This window comes from Collinsella sp. HCP28S3_B9 (genome assembly GCF_052066095.1).
In the GTDB taxonomy this organism is placed as follows: Bacteria; Actinomycetota; Coriobacteriia; order Coriobacteriales; family Coriobacteriaceae; genus Collinsella.
The window spans coordinates 16,895-34,525 of sequence record NZ_JBQHST010000009.1 but is presented as its reverse complement, the minus strand read 5'-3'; the positions used below and the strand labels follow the sequence as shown (position 1 = coordinate 34,525).

The 17,631-nt window shown below is 49.2% G+C and carries 14 protein-coding genes and 1 tRNA gene; 7 read left to right on the top strand and 8 right to left on the bottom strand.

The genetic code is table 11. The features are described from left to right. The first annotated feature begins 59 nt into the window (after window positions 1-59). The 4 genes from aroQ to glf all read left to right on the top strand — a co-directional run bounded on the left by aroQ (window position 60) and on the right by glf (window position 3,355). Window positions 60-497 (top strand): type II 3-dehydroquinate dehydratase, encoded by a 438-nt coding sequence (gene aroQ, locus ACTNBB_RS03450; RefSeq protein WP_022094776.1) that lies wholly within the window; start codon window positions 60-62, stop codon window positions 495-497. A gap of 129 nt (window positions 498-626) precedes the next feature. Further along, window positions 627-1,076: a DUF4869 domain-containing protein gene (locus ACTNBB_RS03445; protein ID WP_441056638.1), complete on the top strand. Its 450-nt coding sequence runs from the start codon at window positions 627-629 to the stop codon at window positions 1,074-1,076. Further along, window positions 1,076-2,077 (top strand): hypothetical protein, encoded by a 1,002-nt coding sequence (locus ACTNBB_RS03440; RefSeq protein WP_441056640.1) that lies wholly within the window; start codon window positions 1,076-1,078, stop codon window positions 2,075-2,077. The genes ACTNBB_RS03445 and ACTNBB_RS03440 overlap by 1 nt, the downstream gene beginning before the upstream one ends. A 153-nt stretch (window positions 2,078-2,230) precedes the next feature. After that, a complete protein-coding gene (gene glf / locus ACTNBB_RS03435) occupies window positions 2,231-3,355 on the top strand; it encodes a UDP-galactopyranose mutase (protein ID WP_441056642.1) in 1,125 nt (374 codons plus the stop codon). Between the two features lie 152 nt (window positions 3,356-3,507). On the opposite strand, the gene ACTNBB_RS03430 is transcribed toward glf, so the two are convergent. The 3 genes from ACTNBB_RS03430 to ACTNBB_RS03420 all read right to left on the bottom strand — a co-directional run bounded on the left by ACTNBB_RS03430 (window position 3,508) and on the right by ACTNBB_RS03420 (window position 5,263). Then, window positions 3,508-3,584: transfer RNA gene (locus tag ACTNBB_RS03430), tRNA-Arg, on the bottom strand. A 53-nt stretch (window positions 3,585-3,637) separates the two neighbouring features. Next, a complete protein-coding gene (locus ACTNBB_RS03425; protein WP_117776189.1) occupies window positions 3,638-4,405 on the bottom strand; it encodes an ABC transporter ATP-binding protein in 768 nt (255 codons plus the stop codon). Between the two features lie 12 nt (window positions 4,406-4,417). Beyond that, window positions 4,418-5,263 carry an ABC transporter permease gene (locus ACTNBB_RS03420; protein WP_427794808.1) on the bottom strand — a complete coding sequence of 282 codons (846 nt, stop codon included), beginning with the start codon at window positions 5,261-5,263 and terminating at the stop codon, window positions 4,418-4,420. Window positions 5,264-5,424: 161 nt separating this feature from the next. Here ACTNBB_RS03420 and ACTNBB_RS03415 point away from each other — a divergent pair, with 161 nt between their 5' ends. After that, the gene (locus ACTNBB_RS03415) at window positions 5,425-6,354 is read left to right on the top strand and encodes a glycosyltransferase family 2 protein (protein WP_427794809.1); all 930 of its coding nucleotides are present in this window, start codon (window positions 5,425-5,427) and stop codon (window positions 6,352-6,354) included. Window positions 6,355-6,388: 34 nt separating this feature from the next. On the opposite strand, the gene ACTNBB_RS03410 is transcribed toward ACTNBB_RS03415, so the two are convergent. The 3 genes from ACTNBB_RS03410 to ACTNBB_RS03400 all read right to left on the bottom strand — a co-directional run bounded on the left by ACTNBB_RS03410 (window position 6,389) and on the right by ACTNBB_RS03400 (window position 10,155). Next, window positions 6,389-8,227 carry a glycosyltransferase gene (locus ACTNBB_RS03410; RefSeq protein WP_441056645.1) on the bottom strand — a complete coding sequence of 613 codons (1,839 nt, stop codon included), beginning with the start codon at window positions 8,225-8,227 and terminating at the stop codon, window positions 6,389-6,391. Window positions 8,228-8,372: 145 nt separating this feature from the next. Further along, window positions 8,373-9,440 carry an NAD-dependent epimerase/dehydratase family protein gene (locus ACTNBB_RS03405; protein WP_441056647.1) on the bottom strand — a complete coding sequence of 356 codons (1,068 nt, stop codon included), beginning with the start codon at window positions 9,438-9,440 and terminating at the stop codon, window positions 8,373-8,375. Then, window positions 9,433-10,155, bottom strand: coding sequence for an IspD/TarI family cytidylyltransferase (locus ACTNBB_RS03400; protein WP_427794812.1), 723 nt, complete (start codon window positions 10,153-10,155; stop codon window positions 9,433-9,435). Before ACTNBB_RS03400 ends, ACTNBB_RS03405 begins: the two co-directional genes overlap by 8 nt. A 238-nt stretch (window positions 10,156-10,393) precedes the next feature. Between ACTNBB_RS03400 and ACTNBB_RS03395 the strand changes: the two genes are divergently transcribed. Beyond that, complete coding sequence (locus ACTNBB_RS03395; protein ID WP_441056650.1) at window positions 10,394-11,473, top strand: acyltransferase; 1,080 nt, start codon at window positions 10,394-10,396, stop codon at window positions 11,471-11,473. Window positions 11,474-11,556: 83 nt separating this feature from the next. Here ACTNBB_RS03395 and ACTNBB_RS03390 read toward each other — a convergent pair whose 3' ends face one another. Together ACTNBB_RS03390 and ACTNBB_RS03385 are read right to left on the bottom strand one after the other, a co-directional pair. Further along, window positions 11,557-12,648, bottom strand: a complete 1,092-nt coding sequence (locus ACTNBB_RS03390; RefSeq protein ID WP_441056652.1) for a LicD family protein — start codon at window positions 12,646-12,648, stop codon at window positions 11,557-11,559. A 46-nt stretch (window positions 12,649-12,694) separates the two neighbouring features. After that, window positions 12,695-15,430: a glycosyltransferase family 2 protein gene (locus tag ACTNBB_RS03385; protein ID WP_441056654.1), complete on the bottom strand. Its 2,736-nt coding sequence runs from the start codon at window positions 15,428-15,430 to the stop codon at window positions 12,695-12,697. 103 nt (window positions 15,431-15,533) lie between these two features. Between ACTNBB_RS03385 and ACTNBB_RS03380 the strand changes: the two genes are divergently transcribed. Further along, a complete protein-coding gene (locus ACTNBB_RS03380) occupies window positions 15,534-17,564 on the top strand; it encodes a DUF6541 family protein (protein ID WP_441056656.1) in 2,031 nt (676 codons plus the stop codon). Window positions 17,565-17,631: the final 67 nt, after the last annotated feature.

Here is a 17,631-nt window from a genome sequence, read left to right as displayed (position 1 = left end):
CTGGGCAAACGCCGCAGACAGCAAGCCCCGCCACCAACCAGACCGCAAAGGAAGCAACCATGAAAGCACTCGTCATCAACGGACCCAACCTCAACATGCTCGGCATTCGCGAGCCGGGCATCTACGGCAGCGACAACTACGACCGCCTGGTCCAGATCTGCCAGGAGGCAGGCGCCGCACAGGGCTTTGACGAGGTCGAGGTCTTCCAGTCCAACCACGAGGGCAGCATCGTCGACAAGATCCAGGAGGCCTACGGCAAGGTCGACGGCATCGTCATCAACCCGGCTGCCTACACGCACACGAGCGTGGCGATTCTCGACGCCCTCAAAGCCGTCGCCATCCCCGCCGTGGAGGTACACATCAGCGCCGTCGAGACCCGCGAAGACTTCCGCCAGGTGAGCTATGCGCGCCTGGCTTGCTTCGCCACCATCACCGGCGAGGGCCTGCAAGGCTACGCGCACGCGCTGGAGCTGCTGAAGGAGCATCTCGAAAAGTAGCGTCGCGAGCAAATCCATCAACACGACTACGCGCTAATAAAGCCAGCGCCGGCAGTAGCGACCTCGCTGCTGCCGGCATTTTATTACTGGCATATAATCGTTGCAGTCACACTACGTCTGGAGACCCACATGCTGAGCATTCACCTGGGGGATTACCCCGGTTCCATCTACGATACCGAAACCTATTTTAGGAACTCATACTTGGACTCATGGTTCGAAGACCCCATGGCCGCACAGATTATTAAACGCGTGGACGGATCAGAGCTCATCGGTCCCCACAACATCGTAAGCAAGCAGCTGGGCTCAATCACTCCACTCGAACTGTCCGGCGGCGTTAAGACGCTGCTGCTGGTGCGCAATCTCCCAAATATGGTGTTTAACGCATCCACCTGCGGAGACAACTGTGCCCGCTGGCTACTCAAGATCGGCAAAGAACAGGATGTGCTGGTGACCCTTTACCACATCATGAAATTCCCCTGGAAGAACTTTGAAATCCGCATTGAAAACGATGGCCGCATCGTCAGGAACATGCAGGAGTTTGTCGGTGCCACGAATGACTATTTGGATGTTGATGAGTAATGAGGGGAACGCACACCGTTGTCGTAGAGCGTGCAAAGGTCAAATACACGCTCACGTTTAAACGAAATATTTCCTTCATACGCGGCAACAGCGGCACGGGCAAAACGACGCTCATCTCGATGATTCGCGACTACAACGACCGAGGACCGGAAAGCGGCGTTGCACTCAGCTGCGACGTACCTTGCGAAACGCTTTCTGGCAGACGCTGGGAGCGCGAGCTGTCGATCATCGAAGATTCAATCGTCTTTCTAGATGAGGGTAACGAGTTTATCTACTCAAAGGACTTCGCCAAAGCCGTCAACGGCTCGTCCAACTATTTTGTTCTGATATCTCGTCGCGACGCCAACGAGCTCCCCTACAGCGTCGACGAGATCCTAAAACTGGTCAACACCACAAGCAAGACGATCAATGGCCGCAAGAGCGACAGGCGCTTCTACTCGGTGACCAAGCCGCTATATGACCACACGGCAAGTATGCTGTATCAGGACCTTAACGTAGGTTTCGACAATCCCGATGCCGTAATTGTCGAGGATAGCAAGTCTGGTTATCAATTCTACAGCGCCCTTTGCAACCGACTGGGAATCCCCTGCTACACCGCTACCGGCGTAGCAAACCTAAAACGAACGATTCATGAATGCCCCGAGCAAAACGTTCTTGCCATTGGAGACGGCGCAGCGTTTGGCCCCTACATCGAAAAGGTGCTGGGACAGCGCGTTTACAAGAACGTTCGCTTGTTCCTCCCGGAATCATTTGAGTGGACGCTTCTGCAATCCGGCCTCATCCCCAACAACGACATTCCAAAAATCCTCAAGGATCCTTCGAGCTATATCGAAAGCCGCAAGTACCTAAGTTGGGAGCGATTCTTCACCGACGTATTGATCAAATACTCGGCAGACACTCGCTATGCCTACAAAAAGGCAAAACTCAATGAGCAGTACCTGAGGCCGCAGGCAATGGATGCAGTAGCAAACGTCTTGCCCGAGTGCCTACGGGCAGAATAGCGAGTCCTTAAGTTCATTTGGAAACCTGGCAACGCTCACGCGCTGGAGCTGCTGAGGGAGCGTCTGCTACACTAATCTATGGGGCAAATGAGTCAGTAGCGCTTGTCCCAAATCTAAAGTAACCGTCCAATTGACATACAAAGGAGCATATCCATGTCCCAGTACGATTACCTTGTCGTCGGTGCCGGCCTTTCGGGTGCCGTCTTTGCCAATGCCGCCAAGCGCGCCGGCAAGTCGGTCCTGGTCATCGACCGCCGCGACCACATCGCCGGCAACATCTACACCGAGGACGTCGAGGGCATCCAGGTCCACCGCTACGGCGCGCACATCTTCCACACCTCCATGAGGGACGTCTGGGACTACGTTAACCGCTTCGCCGAGTTCAACAACTACGTCAACTCGCCGGTCGCCAACTTCCACGGCAACATGTACAACATGCCCTTTAACATGAACACCTTCGCCAAGATGTGGCCGGGCGTCGTCACGCCGGCAGACGCCAAGGCCAAGATCGCCGAGCAGGTGGCCGCCGAGAACATCGGCGAGCCTCAGAATCTTGAGGAGCAGGCGCTGTCGCTCGTGGGCCGCGACATCTTCGAGACGCTCGTGAAGGGCTACACCGAGAAGCAGTGGGGTCGCGACTGCCGCGACCTGCCCGCAAGCATCATCAAGCGCCTCCCCTGCCGCTTTACCTACGACAATAACTACTTCAACGACCGCTACCAGGGAATCCCCATGGGCGGCTACACCAAGATGGTCGCCAACATGCTCGAGGGCATCGAGGTGCGCTGCGGCGTGGAGTACAAGGAGCTGATCGCCGCCGAGCCCGATATCGCCGCCAAGACGATCTACTGCGGCCCCATCGACGCGTTCTACGACTTTAAGCTGGGCACGCTCGAGTACCGCAGCCTGCGCTTTGAGACCGAGACACTCGACGAGCAGGACCACCAGGGCGTGGCCGTGGTCAACTACACCGAGCGCGAGATCCCCTACACCCGCATCATCGAGCACAAGCACTTTGAGTTCGGCACGCAGGACAAGACCGTCATCACGCGCGAGTACCCGGCCGACTGGAAGCCCGGCGACGAGCCCTACTACCCCATCAACGACGCCAAGAACGAGACCCTCTACAAGCAGTACGAGGAGCTGGCGGCGCAGGAGGGCGACGTGATCTTTGCCGGTCGCCTGGGCGGCTACAAGTACTACGACATGGACAAGGCCATCGCCGCCGCCTTCGAGCTCGTCCGCAACGAGCTGGGCGTGGAGCCGACTGAGGCGTAGGAGCGCAGCAGCCAAAGGCTGATAGCCATTCTGGGATGTAGAAAGTCCGGTGCAGCATCGCTGCATCGGACTTATTGTTGAGGGAGCACTGCACGCGCACGCGTCTCAAAAAGCAAAGACCCGGCATTATTACCGGGTCTCTAAAACTCATATGGTGCTCCATGGCGGATTCGAACCGTCGACCTTGGGATTAGAAGTCCCCTGCTCTATCCAACTGAGCTAATGGAGCATAAAGCCGCGCGTCCAAGCGGGTACAAGTGCACGCGACTAATAAATTATAACCTACTTGAACTGGTCGTGGTACGCCTTGCAGACCTCGTCCACGGGGCCATCCATGCGTAGATCGCCTTTCTCGATCCATACGGCACGCTGACAAATACGCTCAACCTGCTCCATGGAGTGAGAAACGAATAAGACCGTGACGTCGCCGCTCTCAATAAAGTGCTGAATACGACGCTCACACTTCTGCTGGAAAAAGACGTCGCCAACAGAAAGCGTCTCATCGACGATGAGGATATCGGGCTCGGTAATCGTAGCGATAGCAAAGGCAATGCGTGCGACCATACCCGAAGAGAAGTTCTTCAAGGGCATGTCAACGAAGTCTTTAAGCTCAGCGAACTCGATGATCTCGTCAAAACTAGCGTCGATAAACTCCTTGGTATAGCCAAGCAGCGCACCGTTCAGATAGATATTCTCACGCGCGGTAAGTTCCGGGTCAAAGCCGGCACCAAGCTCAATCAGCGGTGCAATATTGCCGTGAACCTTAACCTCGCCTTCGCTGGGCTCCAAAACGCCAGCGATAATCTTGAGCATCGTAGACTTGCCGGAACCGTTAGTACCAACAAGGCCAACGACCTCGCCGCGATGCACATCAAACGAAATGTGCTTAAGCGCACGGAACTCCTCAAAGAACAGCTCGTGCTTGGCGAGCTTAATAAAGTACTCCTTGAGGTTTGTAAGCGACTCGGACGCCATGTTAAAGATCATGGTGACGTCTTTGACCTCAACAGCAAGGGGCTGCTTGCTGTAATCAATAGCAGATTCAGTCATGAACAGCACTCCTTAGATGTAGAGAATAAACTTGTGCTCGGTCTTATGAAACACGGTGTAGCCAATAGCAAGAGCAATAACAGCCCAAACAACACACAGCCCAAAGGTAAGCGCAGAGGGCATGGTGTTAAACAGGAAAATATCGCGCATAAACTGAAGGTAGTTGTACATGGGATTGACAACCACGAGCACCTGAATCCAATGTGCCATCTGGCTAATGAAGTCGGTCGTCCAGAAAATCGGCGTCAGATACATCCAGGCCGTGATAACAACGGTCCACAGGTGCATAACATCGCGGAAAAAAACCGCCAGCGCAGACAGCATCATGCCCAAGCCCATGCAGAAACACATAAGCAGGAGCAAGCAAACCGGCAGCAGAATTAAATGCCAGGTGGGAAGCACGTGGAACCAAAGCATAACCAAGGCGACAGCAACCAAAGAGAAGGCGAAGTTAACGAGCGAGAACAGCACCTTCTGCACCGGAAAGACCCAACGGTGCACCTTGACCTTCTTAAGCAGCGAGGAAGCCCAAATGATGGACATAAGCGCTTGGTTCGTCGACTCGGACATGACAGAGAACGTCACGTTACCGACAATCAAGTAAAGCGGATACATTTCGGGCGTAATAGAACCATTGCGACCTTGCGCGAAGATTGTCGAGAACACAATCGACATAACAACCATCATCAACAGCGGATTGAGGACGGACCATGCCACGCCCAAAACGCTGCGACGATATTTGATTTTAAAATCTTTGGTGACAAGCTGCTTAAGAATGAACTTGTCCTTTTCAAAATCATTTTTAGCGTGAGAGGCCGGTTTAGCCACCGCTTTCTGACTCTCTACGTTGTCAGCCACGGACCATCTCCTTGTCTCGTAAAACATAACAGTGGAAAGTATAGCCCTCCCACGATGACGATAACCCACCGCAACAAATCTGGAGAACTAACCCATATCTAATCAAAGCGACGGGCGATAGGTATACTTTCGACCAGATGAGTCATTAAAGGAGGTCCTACATGGACTATTCGAATACCGCCGTCATAATCCCCTGTTACAACGAAGCGCTGACGATTGGCAAAGTTGTCGACGATTTTCATCGAGAGCTGCCCGGCGCAGTTGTCTATGTTTACGACAACAACTCGTCCGACGACACTTCGCAAATAGCCAATCAGCACGGGGCCACGGTGCGCCACGAGCCCAGGCAGGGCAAAGGCAACGTGTGCCGCCAAATGTTCCGCGATATCGATGCCGAATGCTACTTGATGGTCGACGGCGACGATACCTACCCTGCTGAGGCCGCCAAGCCACTCTGTGAGCCCATCCTTAACGGCGAAGCGGATATGACCGTTGGCGATCGCCTGTCAAACGGCACCTATGCCGAAGAGAATAAACGAGCCTTTCACGGATTTGGCAACAACCTTGTTCGCGCTATGATTAAGTGGATTTACGGCTACAGCTTTGACGACGTGATGACCGGCTACCGAGCCATGAGCAAGCCTTTCGTCAAGACCTTCCCCGTCTTGAGCGAGGGCTTCCAGATCGAAACCGAGCTCTCCATCCACGCCGTCGATCACCGCTGGCGCATTAAAGACGTGCCGGTGGAGTATCGCGATCGCCCTGCTGGCTCCGAATCCAAACTCAACACGGTCAGCGACGGCATCAAGGTCATCGCAATGATCGGGACGCTCTTTAAAGACTATCGTCCGCTCAAGTTCTTTAGTCTTATTGCACTCGTTTTCGCCATCATCGGTCTTGCCCTGGGATTACCAATTGTTGCGGAGTACTTCCAAACCGGCTTAGTCCCCCGCTTCCCCACAGCCATGCTCGCAGCCTCATTCATGTTTCTGTGCGGCCTGAGCTTGGCAACGGGACTCATTCTCGACTCGGTTGCGAAGGTTGAACGAAAGCAATGGGAGCTACAAGCCTATAAAACCTATTCAAAATAAGAAGAGGTCCGGACTTAATCCGGACCTCTTCTTATTAAAGTCCCAAGTACTTTTCCCAGAACTCTCGCGAAGTCATATACGGCATGGCATCTTTCCATGCCCCTCTGACGCTCTTGCCTTCTTTACGATAGCGCGTCATCAGTTCGTGTTCTCGACGGCGAATACTCTTGAACCGTGCTCGATCCATCGTGCGGACCGACCCCTTCTCACGAGTCGGATCAAGAAAGATAAGCGTCTTGCAACGCATCGAGTTGCCCTCAAGCGTACAGCTACCGTTCTTAACCACATAGCCAGGTTTGCCACGCAACAGGACATCGGGGAGATAATGCTTGTCGTAAGGAATGGATCTCCAGATCTTCATAAACCTCGATGGATGGAATTCCAGATTAGCATTAGCGAGTACTTGCTCCGTAACCCCTGCATTACGAAGAAGCTCTGGGTCCATTTCGGAAACAGGAGTCAGTTTTTCGTTTAACTTACCCTTGCCGACCATCGTTGCGGCACCATCAAGCTTCTGGAGATACTCAGGGCCGCGCAGATAGTCCTCAAAGCCATCAAGAATAAACTCGGCAGCCTGATAGTCCATATCGCGCAAGTTCTGACGTACCCCTCGCTGAATACGAAGGACAAACATCTTCTCGTCAGCACAATCATCGAGAGCAATCATGGCAAAGAAGTTGCGAAAGTACTGGTAGCAATCAACCGAAGCGCGGAAACGCCCCTCAAAACTTGCATGCCACACGCAAATGCAATTCATGGTCATATAGACAGGCTTATTGCGCATGCCAAACTCAACGTCGTCACAGCGGATAAAGAAAGGCATGGGAAGGCCGTTCTTTTCAATAGCTTTCACAGGGATGCAGCTATACCACCAAGCTCCGTAAGCCTGGTCAACCTCGACGTTTGTGCGCTCGTTTTCGAGGATGGCAGTCAACTTACCGACATTCAAATCTTCCTTCACGCGACGATAGGCACCAGAAGGGGTCACAAATGAGACATCTTCGAACTGGCGGCTTGGATCTTCCATCGAAAGCATGGCACCATTAATGAAGGCATCCTTGTATTTACCCTTTGCAAGAGAGAGCAGGTTGAACGTGCGAATCAAACTCTCGGGCATGATGGAGACATCATCATCCATCAAAATGATATGGGTGAACTGACCGGGAGTTTCGGTAGCCGCCATCATTCCACGCGCGAATCCTCCCGAACCGCCCGTATTGGGATTCGGGAGCACAGTGACCAATTCATCGGAAAGCGATACAGAATCAAGCGTCTGCCCATTGTCGACAACGAACATATGGAAGTGGTCGCGGATTGGACCGTCCTCTTTGAAAATGCCCTCCTTAACAAGTTCGATGTTGGGAAGAATGTACTGCTCATTCTTAAATGTGGTAGTAGAAAGAGCAAGATTAATCGAGTTAATTGAGCCCTCAGAAACATCGGTCAGATAAGAAGCGCTCAAAAGGTCAACGGAATAGTTCGCATCGCTCTCAACCCTAAAACCGATTAAATCGTAGCCGATCGTATCGATATCAATGTCAAGCACGCGAGGATCAACCTGATCACCCTCAAAAGAGGTCGATTTTAAATCGATAGGATCCAGTTCACCAGATCTCACTCCATGAACGACAACCCGGCCGCAGCCAAATAAAGCCATATGCAAGACAACGCCGTTTACAGACGCATACCGATGCCACTTGTTGGCAGATAGGCCATTTACATAGGTCAGAAAGTCGACGCTTCCGTTGATATGGAGTGAATGAATGTCATCGTTATACGAGACATCACCAGAAAGCACGCGATAGTAAAGCTCGGGATGCATGGCCGCGTGTCTATCGACCCGCAAGATTATGTTAGCAAGTTTAAAGTTCATACGTTCTTCCTGTTTCTAAGATGACCCCATGGGCAGCATACGAACCCTGGGGCTTCAGGACCACGGTCGGGCTAAAGCAGTCTAACGCGCATAGCAGCATTTTGATTTAGGCTACAGGCTCGCTACGAGCCAATCCCTAAAGCAACTAAACCGACGTCGCCCAACCCATCTTGCGCATCTGCTGCACAGTCGACCGCATACCATCTGCAATAGTATAACGAGCCCTCCAGCCAAGACTTTGAGCCTTTGAACCGTTCATAAGAGCTAATGTAGCCACCGAGTAACCAGCCGCCTCTTGAGCATCGGGCAAATCAAAGACAACGCTCACGCCTCCGACGCCGGCAACAAGTCCGGCAAGATCCTTTAATGAAATATCGGACCCTGTATCGGCAAGATTGTATGCCTCGCCATCTATACCAAGCAACATCACGTGCAGTAAACCGGACACAGCATCCGCAACATGTAAATACGAAAACCTTTGCGTCCCATCGCTTTTGAGGACAACGTCTTCACCGTCAAGCGATCGTCGAATAAACTGCGATAGGGCCTTAGAGTCATCGTTCAAAAGCGTCGGTCCGTAAATGCGCGCAATACGTGCAATTACCGCCTCGACATCCCTCTGAGAGCGGTAGGCCTGGCACATTGCCTCGCCCAGGCGCTTAGATTCGTTGTAGCACGCTCGCAATGTATTACAGTCAATGTTTCCACAATATCGTTCGTCAAAGCGCTCAACATCACCACGGTTCTGACCGTAAATCTCCACAGACGAAGCAAAGAGTAATCTTGCGCCATTGTCGGCGGAGAATTCGAGCAGATTCTGCAGCCCATCGACGTTCGCTCGAATTGTGCCAATTGGATCGGTTGAATACTGCCGTGGATGCGTGGAGCTTGCCAAGTGTAAGACGTAATCTGCAGAAATGGCGGGGCGATAGCCAGGCGCCACAATAGAGGCCTCTTCAAATGAAAAGAAAGACGCACCAAAGTATGGGAGCCTCAAGCGAGCCTTCTCAGCGCTTCTGCCCAATGCGACAACGTTGCAACCCAATCCGTCCGTCTTATTCTTTCGCATCAAAACATCGATGAGAAACGCACCAATCATTCCGGTCGCACCGGAGACAACAACCGTCTTCTCCTTAAGGTCATTCCAAGGAAGATCGAGATTGCACACGGCATCAAGATCGGCAACGTATTCAGTGCAGGCCAATCTATTCATCACGAGCTTCTTTCTCCGCAGCCCATGCGCGAAAGAATTCAAGATTCTCGGGCGTAGTGAGCTTAATATTTCTGTCAGAACCAGCGGCAAAGTTAAGCTTAACGCCCAGCTGGACCATCATCGTGTTCGTGTAGTTAGACCCGTCAATTCCCACGCCTTTCTCGAACGCCTCATGATACTTGGAGTCAAGGAGATCGAAACGGTATGCCTGCGGGGTTGAAACACGACGGAGCGTTTCACGCGGAATATACTGTGTGGTGGTGGTTGGGTCCTCCTCATCAATGATAAAAATCTGCTCGTTATAAGGCATACTTGTCACGGCATTCCCGTGACTCTGCGCCACACGAATGACGTCAGTAATAACCTCGGGATCGAGCATCGGCCGCACACCGTCGTGCACGATGCAAATATCATCCTCAGAGAGTTTACCCTCGAGATTGTACACGCCGTTACGAATAGACTCTTGACCCGAAGTTCCGCCTTTAACGATCCACTTTAACTTATCAATCTTGTATTGTTTCGCATACGCGACAAGAACCTGTTCCCAGCCATCCAGGCAAACTACCTCAATCGAATCCACAAGCGGATGGTTCTGAAAGGCCTCGAGAGTATAAACAATGACAGGCTTCTCCCCCACATTAATAAACTGCTTAGGAATCTTCTGCCCCATACGCGAGCCAACTCCACCAGCGATAACGATTGCGCAAATCGCCATGACTTACTCATCTTTCTCTCGAGTGAACCCCTGCACCAAAGATATCAGACCCGTTATAACTCATTATGTGAATATCATTGCACGCGCAAAACACGCGGGCAAAGAACCGAACATAATTACATCGCTAGATTAAAGCATTAAACATGCTAATCTAACGATGCAATCGATACGATGCTAGTAGCAGGTATTAAATAAATTCACGATAGATAGGGATTAATATCTAATGTCAAACGCGCGAATGGCTAATTGGGATTTACTCAGATCAATCTCAATGTTTTTGGTTGTAGTCGTACACACGGCAGGCTATCTTGGACCCGTCCACGGCACATCAATTCAGGGGGTAATTGGAGAGCTCGCTCTAATTTGTGACCCGATTTTCTTTACATTGTCAGGATACTTTGCCATTAGACCTCTTAAGCAATCTTATGCTTACTATCTATCAAATAAGGTCCGAACGATTGTTCTCCCCCTATTTACATACGTAGTTCTTGTCTATTTTTATGGAACTTTAGCTGGAGGCATCACACTCGGCCCAAGCGCATTCCTGGAATGGACAGCCAGCATATTGGCGAGTAGCTACTGGTTTATCCCGACACTCATACCTTATCTAATTATTGCACCACTTTTATATCAAATGTTTTCCTCGCTTGGTAAAAAAGAGGTAAGAACACTTGGGTATATACTGACCGCCGCATGCGCATTTGGAATAGCTGTAACACTAATTACTTCGTTTTTGCCCAATTCACGTTTGTCAAGAATTGTCAACGTAATGAATTATATTGTTCCATCGGGATCACAAGTAATTCTAGGAAGCTTCTTTCCATATTTCTGTTTGGGCTATTTCGTTAAGATAATTCCTGAATACCTAGAACCGAATAAAATTAAAGTAATTGAATATGCTGGCATTATCTGTTGGATTACAGGCGCATTTTTATCACATTTTGGTTACCAGAGATCAGATCCGAGCTATTTGTGGTTCCCGGCAACTGCAGCCATATTCTTATTGTTCAGTAAATTAAGCATCGAAAGCGCCTCGATTTGCAAGGCGCTAAGTTGGACCGCAAGGCGTTCCTATTCAATATACTTACTGCAAGTAACAACAATAGGCATTGTATTCACACCACTAGTCAATAACGGTTTTTTGGGACAAGAGACAACACTAGCAACAATCATGCGCTTGCCGCTTTTCTTGATTGCGCTTCTGTCGGCATATCTTTTGGCATTATTGATAGCAAGTATTGTCGATTCCTCAATACTTAGGCTAATGCAAGCTGGATACACAAAACTTGTCAAGAAACTATGCCGCGCAAAGTGTTGAGCCCAGAGGAAGGGCGTGCTGTCTAACCAAGTAACCAACAGCACGCCCTTACACAAATAGTGTCAAAACCATCTCATCTTATACTAGTTTAGAAGCCGCTGAAGTGCACTTTCGGTAGCGCTATCAGCAACATCGGCATGCTTAAAATGGGAAGCAATATCATTTGGAAGGCTAAAAGGGTCGCCATAATGCTTCGTTAGCAATTCCATGTACTTACAGGGCGCCTTGATTTGCATTCCCTCAAACTCAAGGTCGATAAGAGGGAATATTTCATCTAACGGCGAAACCCAATGGAAATTGTCAACACCAACGGTGTTGTCGATCGACCAGACAACTGCCTTTGCATCGTGCCTATCACACACAAGACCAACTGTCTTTTCCTCATTTATCGCATTCGAAAATAAAGAATCGACAATGTCCATATTGGGATCAGTGGCAGGAACGCACGACTTATCGATCCAAGACGAAAGACAAGAGTCATTGCGCATGCGTTCGACCATTGCCTCACGAATTTGAAGTTGTTGGTCGTAGATCTCAACATTGTCGGTTGACGCCCAGTCAAAAATAAAAATGTCCAAGAATACGGGGATAGATTCGTCCGCGTATTGGAATCTCACCTGACGGCACTGGACAAATCCATCAAAAGCAACTGAGACACGGAATCGGTCGTGAGATTGGACCAGGCCTATCAAACGCTCAATATCCTCACGCAGCATTCCAAGATCGATGTCATCATCCCAGGGAATAAAACCACTATGGCGCGCCGCTCCAAGCAGGGTCCCACAGGTAGCGAAATACGGGATGTCATTATCCCTGCACAGGGAGTCAAAGTCGGCCAGCAACTTAGCCGATCCAAGCTGAAGCAGCCTCAAGCTGCCCGTGGCAGCAGGGAGCGATGTAAAGAAGCGCTTTTTGGCATCAATCAGTGCCTCCCCCTCCTTGCGATATTCTTCCCATGCAAAGAGCATGGCCTTTTCATCATGAGATTTAAGATCGTCCCTCAGTGCTTTGACTTCATTTAGAAGCTGAACGCTTACATCCCAATGCAGCTCATCGTGAATACTGCGTGCCTCAGAAGCCCATAGCATGTTTGTCTTAATATCTTCAACGTCCTTCGAAAGCAATGCGAAGCGCGATAAAGAAACAGGCAGGAGTTTCTTAACAAAATTCTTCATGTCTAAAACAACCTCATTACCAATTAGCAATCGGAAGTAGAGTTAATTAAGCGCGTCCAGTCAATTTATAAATAAGACGTTGAGCAGAGACATACGCCTTGGACTCAGCAATTCTGCGAGCAAGTCTCTCGACAGCAACCGCTCGCTTCTTTCGATCGCCGTATAAAGGCAGCAGATAATAATAGGGCTCATCATATGCAGAGCACTCCTTTAACAGCCTATGGTTGATGGAGGCCTGAATAGTAACGAGCTGTTCGTAAACTCCAGGATCCTTAATCTGTTTTAAGATGGCGTCTGAGTAGTCGCGGTTAAATCGATTGACAATTGTCACGTATAGCTCGCGCATTTTCAGCCTATCGGCAACAGCAAGATTGTGCCCCATGCCCCAAAGCATGTCTCTGACTCTAGCAACGGTCCATTCAGTTTCTTTGTAGCCGACCCTATAATGATACACGTCAACCGGAACGACCTTACAGCAGCCTGCCTTCTCCACTGCACGCAAGAAAAAGACGGGGTCTTCATACCAATTCAGTTGAGGGAAACGAACCTTACCGTCGACAAACAGGGACGAGTCGTACATAAAACGAATCCAACCGTAGTCAGTCCAAATCTGCTCGAGAGGCACTTCGCGCTCGTAAGAAACATGATAGAAAGACTCATCAAATGAAAACTCAGACTTAATCTTTCCGGACGGCTTTATCAATGAAAGAGAGCCACCACAGATGAGAGCTCCCGACTTATCCATCGCATCGATCAAATCGGAAAACACATGGTCAGTGGCAAATATATCATCGGGATCAATGAAAATAAGGTGCTTGCCGCTAGCCAGCTCAATACCTCTATTTCGGGCAGAACCAGCGCCACAATTAAACTGACTCCAGACACGAACACGCGAGTCACGAGATGCGACCTCTTCCAGCAGGTCCAAAGAGCCATCAGTTGAGCCGTCGTTAATAAGCAATACTTCAAAATCTTTAAAAGACTGCTGGATCACAGAATCCAGGCACTCTTCGAGATACTTACTAACATTGTAAACGGGGACGACTACGGACAAGAAAGGCGAATCATCCGAGCAGGCATGAGGAGTAAACAGCGCATCAACACTTGCCATGGAATAATATTGTTCGCGCAAACGGCAAGCCTGATCCCAATCGAGAGCCGAATACCCCTTGCGGACCGAAGACCACACGGAGAGGAGCTGTCCGTAAAGTAGTCGTACCTTTTCATAGGGCTCAGACATGTCAAACAAACAGCTTGCCATTTCTTTTGCATCATCTATGGCAATGCCAAAAGCCCCATCCTCGAGAGAACAAGAGGAACAAAGCAAAGACGCCCAATTATCCGGGAGCCGCTTAATTTGATTTAGATCCAGTTTCGAAATTGCACGAAGTGCAGCCGTCACAAGCGTAGAAGAATCCTCGACCCGAAGCTCAACGTCTCGAAGGGCATAGTTCTTACCATCAGTCGAATAAACATCTTCGCCATCAGCGGTAGCAGCAAGATCGTCAAAATTGGCGTCTCTCGCAGCAAGGGCAACAATAGAAATGTTCTCAGCACGGCACGCGTCCGCATCACAATGGCCCAAAAGGCGATGCTGAAGAACGTCAGCGTCGCTGCGAAGTCTGCCCATTCCTTCAAATTCATTTTTAAGCTCAAATACAAGGGAGTCAGAATCAGGCGAAACAACAAATACCTCGTCATCATTTGATAATACATCCAGCAAAGCCCGCACGGATGATTTTGCATCCGCAATAGAAAGAGCATTGCAACAGACTAAGACCGAGCGCCTGGGTTCACTAGGACCATACTGTTCGAGGAAATATGTCTCCGGCTCGTCGAGCATTTTATTCAAGCGAGCTAAAGTGCGCGATTCGAATCGATCTGAATCAATCAATCCCGCTTGCCTTATCTTGCTAAACTCCTCAACGTATCTCGGATAAAAACGCTGCTGCAGTTCGGGCGCAAGTCGATTTAGATTCCACAGATAGCCTTCGTATTGCTGGCGAGGAATCCAATGCTTTAAAGTTTGGAACTTATCGAGGTCTCGTTTGGCATAATCCCAAACCTCAGCGTACTCATCACACACGCAAAAGAGTTTATTCTGATTCTTTACAGAAGAGTTGGCGTTATCGATGCGGTAATGGAGATAACCATCTTTAAGCAGCTTGACTCTGTCTGCTGCATAAAATGCCTTGAAATAGAAAGCCGTATCCTGGAACGAAGCCCCTGGCGTAGGCAGGAAACGCACTTCATCCTTATCAATCATCGATTTTTTATAAATGCTTGTCCAAATTGCAGGCTGGCACATAAAGACGCGCGGATTATCGATCGGATGAAAAACCTTGTCGTACGACCCGCAGGCAGCAAGATTTTCGACCAGATAATCGCACGACGAGTCCTCTCCCGTACGATGGGCATAGTAATTTGAACGGACGACGTCGAGATCATTTTTAGTCGCTTCTTTATAAAGCGTTTCGAACATATTGAGGGAGGCAAAGTCATCGGACTCAACGATCCCGATATACTCGCCACGAGCAAGGTCAATGCCTTTGTTCATCGAATCGCCGTACCCACTATTGGGCTTATCAATTACAACGATACGCTCATCCCGTCGCTCGTATTCGCGAATAATCGACAAGGATGAATCGGTTGATCCGTCATTAATGCAGATGATTTCAATTTCGCGAAGCGTCTGATTTACCAGACTATTAAGGCACTCGCGCAAGTAGCGCTCAACATTGCATATTGGCACCAAAATCGAAACTTTAGGATTTTTCAACATAGCCCACCGTTAACGTAACGAATACTACGGGTCTAATACTATCATCCGCTTCGTATAATTAGATAAAACTCATTGCTCGAGAAGCCCGTAAAGGAGAATCCCTTTGTTTCCTCTAACAGCGTTCCTCATTGCGCTTGCAGTCCTCTACCTTCCTGGCTGCATTATTTGGAACAACCGCTTTGACAACCCAGCAGCGACTGCCGCAGCGGCGCCTCCAACGAGTATTTTTGCATATGTGTTAGTCGGCATCTTGTGTTCGAAATTACATATTGCCATCTCGGCGATTAGCATATTTACGTTCACAGTTTTGCTTTCAATTGGCATCTCTCTATTCTTCTTGGTTATTTCAAAAACTAGGAAGACAAATCCTTCCATAGCCAAGCCTAATGGACAGGATTTCTTACCTCTATTAATTTGCATAGGAACCGGCTTCGTCTTTGCCTATTGGTTCTTTTCACACTCCTTGGCAGACTGGTCCCATCTAACGCAATCCGAAGACAACATTCGTCACTATGCCTACATACGCAGTCTTCTCAACTCAACGGATTGGTCGACGCTAAACGTGTCCATGTATGGAATAGGCGTTTCTCAATCGCTCAACCCCTATTTATCCCAGACCGGAGGATTTTATCCCCTTGGATGGCATATTCCACCTGCTATTACCTGCGCACTGGCAGCGACCAGCATAGGAATTGGAACAAATGTAGTTAATTTCACTCTTATCGGCATTTCACTGCCTCTGGGATCTTATTACTTAATTAGCCAAGTATTTCCAAATGAATCCAAGCTGCGCGTCGCCACTGGGGCCATCGTTTCTCTGGTTTTACCGGCATCACCCTGGGTATTGCTCGCAGTATGGCCTCTATTTCCAAATCTTGCCACAATGTGTCTTGTCCCGGCTGCAGCCGCCTTGTTTATTGATGCGACAACCGATTCAAACAAGTATAGGCTGACCAAAGTCGCGGGATTTCTTCTATGCTGTGGCGGATTAAGTGTCACGCAGCCCAACGGCATTTTTGTGTGCGCCGTATTTCTTATTCCATATACTGTATGGATCTGCTCAAAGCATGGCTGTGAAACGAAACTTGCAAATAGGATCGGAATAAAGAAGGCGAGATTAATTACCGGTTCCATTGCAACCATTTCTATCTCATTGATATGGATTGCCTTATATAAATTACCATCTTTTCAGGGCGTAGTTTCATATTATTGGAGCCCGATAAGCACTATTTGGCAATCGATGGCTGACTGTCTTTTTATAGCTTATCCAATTCAACCGGCAAGTGTTTTTATGGCATTGCTGTGCGCGGCAGGACTTTTACAGTTACTGAAAAAAAAACAATATTGGCCAGTTATTTCATGCTTATTAGCAATCGTTCTATATGTCGTTGCTGCAGGTTTTGGCGACAACGTCATTAAACATGTGCTAACAGGTTTTTGGTACACCGACCCGTACAGAGTAGCGGCGATGTTAGCCTTCTGTTCCATTCCCATGGCATATTCGGGATTCACCCTGCTCTTGAAGACATTTAAGGCGATCGCTAATCGGTTTGACATGGGAAGCAAGTCTTACTTCGTCAGTATCGCCGCGGTCATCACGATCTTTGTTATATTTGCCCTACCTTCTTTTGTCATCCGAGGTGTCACGGAAATTACCACTCCTTATTCGACCATGACCGCAAACATGAGAGGATTTACAAGGGTTGATGAGGGAGCAATTCTAACTGAGTCCAAAATTGAATTCTTGAATAAAGTCGCTACGATCACTGGTCCGAATGCCGTAATCGCTAACACCCCATACGATGGAAGCTGCTTTGCAAAAGGCATTGCTAACCTCAATCTACTATTCTGTAACGATGAAAACTATACCGAATTAACCACAAGCAGCTGGGCCATTGATCTTCGGTCTAACCTTTGCAACTACGTGAGTTCAAGTTCAACAAAGAAAAACGTCCGCGACAAGGATGTTCAGTATGTGCTCAGTCTTGAGGAAGACGAGGGGACCATGAAGGCATGGTATCCGGCTTTTGAGCAGTCACGTTGGACGGGAATTCTCTCGATTAGCGAAGCAACGCCAGGTTTCGAATTGATCTTACAAACAGGGGATATGGCACTATATAAAATCATTAATTAGCAAAGCACGCCATAAGACGTTACAACGAAAAGATTGATACCGATCGATTCAAAGGCTACAAGCACTA

What these genes read in the sequence shown, in the direction of transcription:
- ACTNBB_RS03400 (WP_427794812.1), bottom strand. Translation starts at nt 10,155, where the DNA reads ATGGCGATTTGCGCAATCGTTATCGCTGGTGGAGTTGGCTCGCGTATG.
- ACTNBB_RS03390 (WP_441056652.1), bottom strand. Translation starts at nt 12,648, where the DNA reads ATGAAGAATTTTGTTAAGAAACTCCTGCCTGTTTCTTTATCGCGCTTC.
- ACTNBB_RS03415 (WP_427794809.1), top strand. Translation starts at nt 5,425, where the DNA reads ATGGACTATTCGAATACCGCCGTCATAATCCCCTGTTACAACGAAGCG.
- glf (WP_441056642.1), top strand. Translation starts at nt 2,231, where the DNA reads ATGTCCCAGTACGATTACCTTGTCGTCGGTGCCGGCCTTTCGGGTGCC.
- ACTNBB_RS03425 (WP_117776189.1), bottom strand. Translation starts at nt 4,405, where the DNA reads ATGACTGAATCTGCTATTGATTACAGCAAGCAGCCCCTTGCTGTTGAG.
- ACTNBB_RS03405 (WP_441056647.1), bottom strand. Translation starts at nt 9,440, where the DNA reads ATGAATAGATTGGCCTGCACTGAATACGTTGCCGATCTTGATGCCGTG.
- aroQ (WP_022094776.1), top strand. Translation starts at nt 60, where the DNA reads ATGAAAGCACTCGTCATCAACGGACCCAACCTCAACATGCTCGGCATT.
- ACTNBB_RS03410 (WP_441056645.1), bottom strand. Translation starts at nt 8,227, where the DNA reads ATGAACTTTAAACTTGCTAACATAATCTTGCGGGTCGATAGACACGCG.
- ACTNBB_RS03395 (WP_441056650.1), top strand. Translation starts at nt 10,394, where the DNA reads ATGGCTAATTGGGATTTACTCAGATCAATCTCAATGTTTTTGGTTGTA.
- ACTNBB_RS03440 (WP_441056640.1), top strand. Translation starts at nt 1,076, where the DNA reads ATGAGGGGAACGCACACCGTTGTCGTAGAGCGTGCAAAGGTCAAATAC.
- ACTNBB_RS03385 (WP_441056654.1), bottom strand. Translation starts at nt 15,430, where the DNA reads ATGTTGAAAAATCCTAAAGTTTCGATTTTGGTGCCAATATGCAATGTT.
- ACTNBB_RS03445 (WP_441056638.1), top strand. Translation starts at nt 627, where the DNA reads ATGCTGAGCATTCACCTGGGGGATTACCCCGGTTCCATCTACGATACC.